We start from the raw sequence: 5,053 nt of genomic DNA, 5'->3' as shown, positions 1-5,053 counted from the left end.
CGCTGGAAATCGTCATCGAGAGAAGATCCATCCTCGCCCCGGGAGGGCTACTTGCTCTGAACCGCTGGTCTCACCCAACCCTGACACCCAGGGGCCGCACTCGCCGACAGCCCCCGCCCACTAGCCGCACCGGCTCCATCGATCGGGATTACCGCCCTCGTTGACGTCCTGCCGGCTGGCGGCGTGGGTCTCATCGGCGCGGGCGCGCGGCCCGTCGGACGAGGATTGCTGGTCACTGCCCTCTTCGCCGGGCATCGACCTCCCACAACATCGCTGATCACCACCAAGGCAGCCCTTGCCAGTCTCCTCGGACCTGCCGCAGAAGCACTCGGCGGGCGTCTGCCGCTGACAATTGTCGACAACCTTGACGAAGCAGCGCAACTCGTCCACGCCGCCCACCACCGCGCGGAACCGCACGCCGTCCCAGGGCCCGAAGACAGGCAGCCACGTGCGGCCCGCCATCGGCAGATCGTGCTCCTCAGCGAGGAGGATGGCGACGAATCCCAGGCCAAGAACCTCGTCGAAGCTTGCGTCGCCACCGCTGCCGCGGTGGTCGCGTTAGGAGAATGGCCGGTCGGCCCGACCTGGCGCGCCGACTCGGCAGGCCACCTGCACAACCCCCTTGCCTCCGAGAGGACCGGGCCACGGCTATGCGTCCTGGACCAAATGGCCGCCATCGACCTGCTCGCCCTCATCGCCGTTCCCGACCCGACACCAGGCGGGCCGACCGCTCCCCGCGCTACTCCCCTGCCCCATCCACCTGACCCGCGGCTGCCACGACAGACCACCCGACACGAACCCACCCTCCGCCACCAGGCGGCCCGCCAGCGGCTACACCTGCACGTCCTCGGCGATCCCCAACTCCTCCTTGACGGCGAACCCCTCACCGTCCGCCGCAGCGCCGCCCTCCACATCCTCGTCTACCTCGCCGCCCACCCCACCGGCGCCGACACCGCACAACTCACCGATGCCATCTGGCCAGGTCTTCCCCGCCGCTCCCTCACCGGACGGCTCTACACCGCCCTCAGCGATCTACGCGGCACCATCCGAGACGCCGGCGGCCTCCCCGCCATCGACCACGTCGATGACCGCTACCGCCTCAACCCCACACACATCAACGTCGACCTGTGGCACCTCAACACCGCCATTCACCACGCCGCCACCACGCTCACCAACACCCACACCGCGTGGCAGGCCGTCCTCGACGCCTACCCCGCCGACCTTGCCGCTACGCGCACCTGGCCATGGCTCGACCCCATCCGCGAAGCAACCCGTCGGCAGATCATCGACATCTGCGTCTCCCTCGCCACCGCGGAACCTGACCCACACCGTGCCTTCCGGCTGCTGCAGGCCGGCATCCGCATCGACCCCTACAACGCCGAGCTACACAGACACGCCGGCCGGGTCCTCACCGCCCTCGGCGACCACGAAGCCGCGGCCAGGCTCCACGACCGCTACCAACAAACCCTCACACGCGCCGGTCTCGACGATGACACCGCCGCGCACCCAGTCACCCCCACCACCATCGGGTACTAGCCGCCCCGGCTGGGGCGGTGACGCTCGCGGCCTGTCTCCCACCAAGCCGAGAAGATCGCGATCACCGAGCAGCGCACGGCCCGGACCTGCGGTTGTGAGGCCGTGTAAGGAAGTGTGAGGTGCTGTCAGGTCCTTCGCCCTCTCCGGCAGCACATAGCGCTCCTACGGTCTGACTCACCAACCGCCGTAACGCCGGAGGTGAGACAGGCCATGGCGAAGCACGCCTCGACAGCAGTCGTACGGACCGCCACCGCTGCCCTCGCGCTGGCACCACCAGCACTGCTCTACCAGTCCGGCTGGCTCACCGCCGTCGATCTATCCATGGACCAGGTTCAGGCATGGGTGCACCAGCCACTGACGACCGGCTTCCTCGCTCTGCTGGTGTACGTCGGCGCCTGGCTGCTATGGATACTCCTCATCACCGCCATCACCGAACACATCCACCGATACCTCACCGCCCGCCTGCGATGGCACCTCACCCTGCACCTACCCGGCCCCCTGCAAGCACTCGCGGCCACGCTGCTCGGCACCACCGCCGTCACCACCGCCGCCCTTCCCGCCACCGCGCACAGCCCCACCGCCACCGATACCGGCCTGCCTGCGGTGACACCGTCATCAGCCGCCGACGCCACGATCCGCGACGCTGCGCCGCACACACCACCTCCCTGCTCCGCCCCCTCCGAGCTGAGACACACCATCAGCTTGTCCACGACAGCCAACGCCGTTCCGACTCTCGAAACCCGCAACAGCGAATCCGCTGTCGCCACCCCGCCGGCCTCGGCCCGAAACCACATCGACGCCCAATTCGTAGACCAACACCCCGACAGGAGCATCGACGTCACCGCCGGAGACACCCTGTGGGACCTCGCCGCCAATCACCTCGGCGACCCGCACCGCTGGCAAGAGATCTACAAACTCAACCAGGGACACGAACAGGCCAACGGCTACGCCCTCACCGACCCCAACGAGATCCACATCGGCTGGGTCCTCGCTCTCCCCGCCCGCCAGGCCCCACCAGCAGCCACCCCACAGAACGCCGAAAGTCCCCCACCAGGCAGCTCTGGCACCACCACACCCGAGGCCGACAAGACCATCCAAGCTGATCCACTGCCCGCGTCACCGGCGCCCAGCGTCCCGGAGTCGAGCCCGTTACCACCGAACCTCGAGCCAAGCGCCCCCGCCGGCTTCGCCGATGTCGACACCCCCACGCCGGGTGCCGTGCCCTTCGACAACCGACCCGACGACAAAGCCGGGATCACGCTGCCGACGCGAGGCTGGATCAGCCTCGGCCTAGCCGCCGCCATCGCCTCCGTGGCCACCCTGCTACGCCTACAACGACGACGCCACGCCCGACTGACCCTCACAGCAGCGGTGAGCAGCCCACCGCATCGCTTCCCGATGCCACCATCTCTGGCCCCCACCGACATCATCGACAGCCGCCACCTCGGCCCCAGCAACAGCGACCGCCACCGCGCCAGCCCTGCCGTTGCGGCACCGATCGGCATCGACGCAGACGGCAACAAGATAGGCCTGTTCCACCTGCCCGGTCCCGGAATCGCCCTGCACGGCGACGGCGCGATACCAACGGCCCGCGCCATCCTCGCCTCCGTCCTAACCACCACCGCGGCCGAAACATCCACCGCCCGCCCGATCGTGGTCACCACCGCCGACCTAATCGCCCGGCTCCTACCCGAAAACGCCCTGACCGTCGGACTCGACCCCGACAACATCGCCTACGACGGAGAACGCCTCATCGTGCTCGCCGACACCGCAGCGGCCATCACCCACGCCGAGGAAGAAATGATCAGCCGGCGCCGACTACTGGACACCTTCAACGCCGCAACGATCCTCGACCTCAACACCTACACCAACCACGCCGAGACCCAACCCCCATACGTACTACTCATCGACTCCAACCCCCGGCACGCGCCCCGCCTCCACGCCATCGCCACCCACCACACCACCCTGGACCTACACCCCGTCATCCTCGGACACCACGACGGCATTCCCACCCTCGACATCAGCCCCGAGGGCACCATCACCAGCGACGAACCACACCCGGTGAACCGACTGTCCACCCTCAGCGCAGACAACCTCGCCGCCACCCTCTCCATGCTCGCCGAGGCAATAGCCCGTCCCGAAGCCGGCAATGACGTCAGCGACCATTCCAGCGAGACCTCACCGGGCCCGGTCACCGCTGAGACAGACGAGCCGAAAGTAGCGCAGACCGATGACGGTGCGGCCCCGGTGCGGCTGCGGGTCCTCGGCCCGCTCCTGGTCGAGACCGAGACCGGGCCGGTGGCCACCGGGATGCGCAGCGGCTCCTACACCGTCCTCGCATCGCTGGCCGTGCACCCGAACGGGCGAACCCTTGACCAGCTCTCCGCCGACCTGCACCCCGACACCGATCCGAGCACCGCCGGCAAACGCATCCGCACTGACATCAGCACCATCCGGCGAGTGCTACGCGCCGCCACTGGTATGGAGGCCATGTTCGTCGTCTACGACCCGGCGACCAGCCGCTATCACCTCGACCCCGAACTGATCGCCGTGGACCTGTGGCAGATGCTCACCACCATCGAGCGCGCCAACCGGGCCAAAGACGACACCGCCGCGCTCGCCGCGCTGCGGGAGGCAGTCGAGTGGTATCGGGGTGACTTCGCCGACGGCGGCAACCATCCCTGGATCGGCGACCATGCCACGACCTACCGGCACCAGATCCTGTCCGCGCTCGCCCGCATCGCTGAAATCACCGAAACCGATCACCCGGACCAGGCGGTAGCCGCCCTGGAACGGGCGCTGGAGTTCGACCCGGTCAACGAGGAGCTGTACCAGCGGATCATGCGCATCCATGGCCGCGCCGGACGACCCGACGCCGTGCAGCGCACCCTACGCCGCCTCGAGCAATGCCTCACTGAGTTGGGTGACGCCGAACCATCCGAGGCCACCCGCCGCGTCGCCGCACGCCAACTCCAGCCCACCACCGCCGGGAACCGCAGATGACCGACAACCCGGACGCTCAGCTCCAGGCCAACCACGACACCGCCGACCACCCGGGCCGCAGCCGACCGCCGAGCGACGGCAGCGCAGGCTGGTCAGCGCGGTGGGCATACCCGTTCTATGCCGTGGCCGTCACCGGCGCCGTGATCGGTCAGACCTGGGTCGCCCTCGAGCACCTGTCCTGGTCGCCCGCCGTGCCGGTCCCGGTCCGGGTACTGCTGGTGCTGCCGTTCGCGCTGTGCCTAGAACTCTTGGCGATGGCCCTCGCCGCGATGGCCGACGAACGGATGCGCCTCGGTGAACGCGCCTACGGCCTGCGTGCGTTCTCGGCCATGGTCGCCGCCGTCGCGGTCGGTATCCAGGTAGCCGGGCACTGGCCAGACCTGTACTGGGCCGCCGTGTTCGGTGTCCTGTCCAGCTCGGCATACGCCCTGTGGATGCTGCACGCCGCCGCCCGCCGCCGAGACGCCCTCCGCGCGGCCGGCAAACTCGCCGACACCGCCCCCGACTACGGCCT

General features: G+C 68.9%; 3 protein-coding genes and 1 pseudogene. 3 read left to right on the top strand and 1 reads right to left on the bottom strand.

All coding sequences use genetic code 11. From position 1 onward, the window contains the following. Nucleotides 1–120: 120 nt before the first annotated feature. The gene (locus K228_RS29895) at nt 121–462 is read right to left on the bottom strand and encodes a hypothetical protein (RefSeq protein WP_245603585.1); all 342 of its coding nucleotides are present in this window, start codon (nt 460–462) and stop codon (nt 121–123) included. A 9-nt stretch (nt 463–471) separates the two neighbouring features. On the opposite strand from K228_RS29895, the gene K228_RS0123860 reads away from it, so the two are divergent. From K228_RS0123860 to K228_RS0123850, 3 genes and pseudogenes are all read left to right on the top strand, one after another. Further along, the gene (locus K228_RS0123860; RefSeq protein ID WP_245603584.1) at nt 472–1,536 is read left to right on the top strand and encodes an AfsR/SARP family transcriptional regulator; all 1,065 of its coding nucleotides are present in this window, start codon (nt 472–474) and stop codon (nt 1,534–1,536) included. 210 nt (nt 1,537–1,746) lie between these two features. After that, nucleotides 1,747–4,539: an AfsR/SARP family transcriptional regulator gene (locus K228_RS0123855; RefSeq protein ID WP_025620638.1), complete on the top strand. Its 2,793-nt coding sequence runs from the start codon at nt 1,747–1,749 to the stop codon at nt 4,537–4,539. Beyond that, nucleotides 4,536–5,053, top strand: a pseudogene (locus K228_RS0123850) (hypothetical protein); the annotation flags it as partial. The gene K228_RS0123855 and the pseudogene K228_RS0123850, both read left to right, overlap by 4 nt.

Origin of the sequence: Salinispora cortesiana (genome assembly GCF_000484695.1) — a bacterium.
GTDB classification, from domain to species: domain Bacteria; phylum Actinomycetota; class Actinomycetes; order Mycobacteriales; family Micromonosporaceae; genus Micromonospora; species Micromonospora cortesiana.
This window is presented reverse-complemented; position numbering and strand designations above follow the sequence as displayed.

Bases quoted from the DNA above. Each gene is read 5' to 3' on its own strand.
- K228_RS0123855 (WP_025620638.1), top strand. From the start codon at position 1,747: ATGGCGAAGCACGCCTCGACAGCAGTCGTACGGACCGCCACCGCTGCC.
- K228_RS29895 (WP_245603585.1), bottom strand. From the start codon at position 462: ATGGCGGGCCGCACGTGGCTGCCTGTCTTCGGGCCCTGGGACGGCGTG.